Source organism: Robiginitalea sp. (assembly GCF_049588695.1).
Lineage (GTDB): Bacteria > Bacteroidota > Bacteroidia > Flavobacteriales > Flavobacteriaceae > Robiginitalea.
On record NZ_JBAVZJ010000005.1, the window covers coordinates 1 to 3,385 of the forward strand.

Genomic DNA, 3,385 nt, shown 5'->3' on the forward strand with positions numbered 1-3,385 from the left:
TGGCACTGCAGATCGACGGGTGGAATAACAACCGGATTCAAAAGAAAAACGAACTTCTCTATCTCAAAGAAATTCAACTCAGTCTTCAGGATGATCTTGAACTTATTGGGAATTCCATTGCCTTTAACCAAAAGAAAGACTCAGCCATTAACAGATGTCTCAGTAAAATGCTCGAAGCAGATTCCAACCTGGAGGCCATGAATGAAATTTCAAAGAATATGCCCGTGCTTGCTCGATACTCTGCTTTTACTCAAAACAGGGTTGCCTTTGATAATATGCTGTCCGCTGAGAATATCGATTTGATCTCCTCAGACACGCTCAGAACCGTAATATCCAGGTATTATGCCCAGGAAAATTTGTTAGATGGAACCCAGGAGCGGGTAAAGGAATTGACTCGTATTTTTGTGGACCATATAACTCCCATGCTGATGACCCGTGAAAACATCGAGCAGATTTTACAAATAAAGAATGACTTTGTCTCCGGGAGGGACCTGGATTTCAGAACCAACCCGCTCCTATTTGGTGATCTTTTTAGCATGCAGCGCAATTTAGATTCCCACAGCCTGTATCTGGAAGACCATAAAAAAGAGATCGAACTCATAATCGCACAGATTGAGCAATTCTTAAGTTCCTCCGGTTGAATCGTTCTTTTGGACATTTTAGTAAATACCTGATCCAACTAAGTGGAGACTACGCCTGTAGGGAATTTTCGTTGGAATCCGATAGTTAAAAGCCCGTCAAAACTCCCACAACGATACCTGTGGCGGCAACAAGAAACAGCCAGAGCAGGGGCTTCCATATAAACCGAACCCATTTGTTAAATGGAATACCGGCCACTGCAATGATCGCCATTAACGCCCCGTTGGTAGGTACTATAAAATCCATGGTTACGGCCCCATACTGGTAAGCGAGTACACAAACCTGCCTCGAGACCCCTACAAGATCAGCCAGGGGCGTTAAAATTGGCATGGTCAGCAAAGCCTGGCCAGAATAGCTCGATACGGGAAAGTGAAGCACAGCCTGGGCCATCATCATTCCCAGGGCGGAAACGCTGGGTGGCAGGCTTTCTATAGGGGTGAAAAGCCCGAATACAATAGTGTCCAGGATTTGCCCTTTCTCCAGTAATAGCGGAATCGTACTGGCCATACCCATGATGACCGCGGCAAAGGTCATTTCCTTCATACCATCCACGTACATCAAACCCGTACGGTCTATCCCCATCTTTCCGATGAGTCCTGAAACGATTCCTAGGGTGAAAAAACAGGCCGAAATCTCATTAAAACCCCAGTCCAATGACACCAGTCCGTAGGTGACCACTGCAAAGGTCAGGCAGAGCAGTACCAGGATTAACGCCGTGCGCCAGGTTAGGCTGTTACCCTGAGTCTCCATAGGCACGGGCGCAACCCGGTTTTTGTTGGCATAACGCCACAGATAGACGATCCAAAGGATAAGGGCTATTCCAAAAATAACCATGCGATATCCACTACCTGAAAGTAAGGGCAGTTGCGCTTCCTTTTGAGCAATGACCACGGCAAACGGGTTCATCGGGCTAAATGCGGATCCCAAAACAGCAGCCCCATAACTGCTGCCAAGGGCTACGAAAGCATTAAAACCCATAGACCGGCAAAACAGGATCAGGATGGGTGCCAGGGCAATGATCTCCTCCTGCAGCCCTATGGTGGCTCCCGCAGCTGCAAAAAGTACAGATAAAATCACAATGGCCAGGGATTCCTTTCCCTTTAGCTGGTCTACAAGGACTTGTAAACCCTGTCCCAGGGCCCCCGTCTTTTCAATGACGTAAAAACTTCCACCCATCAGAAGAATGAGCACAATGAGGTCTGCCCGGCTCGCCAGACCCTGGGGGATTGCCAGCATCAAATCAAAAAAGCTGAGGGATTCCGACGAAATTTCCTGATAGGATCCCCCGATGACCGTAGTTTGTCCGCTTTCGACATCTGTTACCCGCTCATACGACCCCTGGGGAATCACATAGGTCAAAATCCAGGATAGAATAATCACCCCGAGCAGGATGACGAAGGCGTTGGGAAATCTCTTCATAAAAGTTTGGCTTTACAACTTTCCGAACACGCAGGTGTACTCCATGATTTATCGGAGTTCTAAATGTACTGTTTTTTGGTATTTGGGAACCAGGCCTGGTCGAAGCTCAAATTGCGAAGGAGTAACCGGATGAACATCACTAAGGATAAGCGAAAAATAAGTACGGATGAAGGATAAACTATTCTTTATACAAGTTCAAACAGGATACTTCCAAAGGTTGGAGCGGATGATCCATAAAGCTCACGATCACCTGATCTTTACAATCCTCATTACCTCCCCCATGTCCTCCCTCATCCAAAATGAGCAATGTGCCCCGGCTCAGCCGCTCTTTAAAAAGTCTTCCATTCTCGGGTGGGGTCACCGGATCATAGCGATTTACAAAAATGAGGGAAGGGATATCAGAGTCCTGAAAATGACGTTCTGCAATGGGCATATGCCCGGAATGCCAATCCATACCGGCCTGATAAAACGCATCAAAAAAGCCAAGCTCTATCGGGAACAGGGGATACTGCCGATAAGCCTCCCCGATTTTTTCCGGGGTATTGGCCGGGTTGAAATTTTCATATTTTTCCACAGACAGGAGCATGGTAAGGTTCAGTCCCCCGGTAAGGCGATACTCAAAATCGAGGACCTCCTGAAGCACATCACCCGACCCATTGAGAAAAGCGTGAATGAGTTCCGGGGCTTTCTCACGGGAATTGGCCTGATACAACAGGCGCCGGATAAGATACACCCCATCCTGAGCATTGATCACAAAAGGAATGGAATCTCTGAGGGTAACTTCCAGGGGCGACTTCTCCAGGTGGGCAATCGCCTTAAAATAATCCGCCTTAAGCTCCGGGTACTCCTCATTACACTGAGGGGTATTCGCACAATACTCAAATATTCTCGAAAGGGAAAGGGAATAACTATCCAGGCGATTCAGTAGAAAATCTCCACTCAGGGGAGCCGGGGAATCGAGCACCGAGGTGTGTACCATCTCGGGGAAAAAGTCCTGAACCACCCGGGCGAGGCGCGTCCCGTAGGACCCTCCAAAAAGATTGTATTTGGCATATCCCAAATGTTTAAAGAGCATCCCAACATCCCGGGCGCTCTGCTGGGTGTTGTAGTAAGCGGGCTCTACCCCGGCCCGCTCACATTTGAGCCTGTAATCTGAAATCATTTTCCGGGTCAGTGCTAACTCCATTTCAGGATCGGCGTCCCTGGCCAGAATATCAAAGGAATCAAAAGACATATCCGGAAGGGCTGAAGACAAGCCAATCCCCCGCTGGTCGAAGAGGATAATATCCCGACCCCGCCGGAAAGGATGCTCTGCAAGGAATCCCAC

At 48.2% G+C, this 3,385-nt stretch carries 3 protein-coding genes; 1 reads left to right on the forward strand and 2 read right to left on the reverse strand.

Features of this window, described 5'->3' with window-relative positions:
- On the forward strand, positions 1–641 hold a 641-nt coding region (locus WBV75_RS00070; RefSeq protein ID WP_424118626.1), incomplete at its 5' end, for a hypothetical protein.
- A gap of 85 nt (positions 642–726) precedes the next feature.
- Here WBV75_RS00070 and WBV75_RS00075 read toward each other — a convergent pair.
- Both WBV75_RS00075 and WBV75_RS00080 read right to left on the reverse strand, forming a co-directional pair.
- On the reverse strand, positions 727–2,058 hold the full coding sequence (locus WBV75_RS00075) for a YfcC family protein (protein WP_424118627.1): 1,332 nt from the start codon (positions 2,056–2,058) through the stop codon (positions 727–729).
- A 178-nt stretch (positions 2,059–2,236) separates the two neighbouring features.
- A partial coding sequence (locus WBV75_RS00080) for an alpha/beta fold hydrolase (protein WP_424118628.1) occupies positions 2,237–3,385 on the reverse strand: 1,149 nt, incomplete at its 5' end.

Bases quoted from the DNA above. Each gene is read 5' to 3' on its own strand.
- WBV75_RS00075 (WP_424118627.1), bottom strand. From the start codon at position 2,058: ATGAAGAGATTTCCCAACGCCTTCGTCATCCTGCTCGGGGTGATTATT.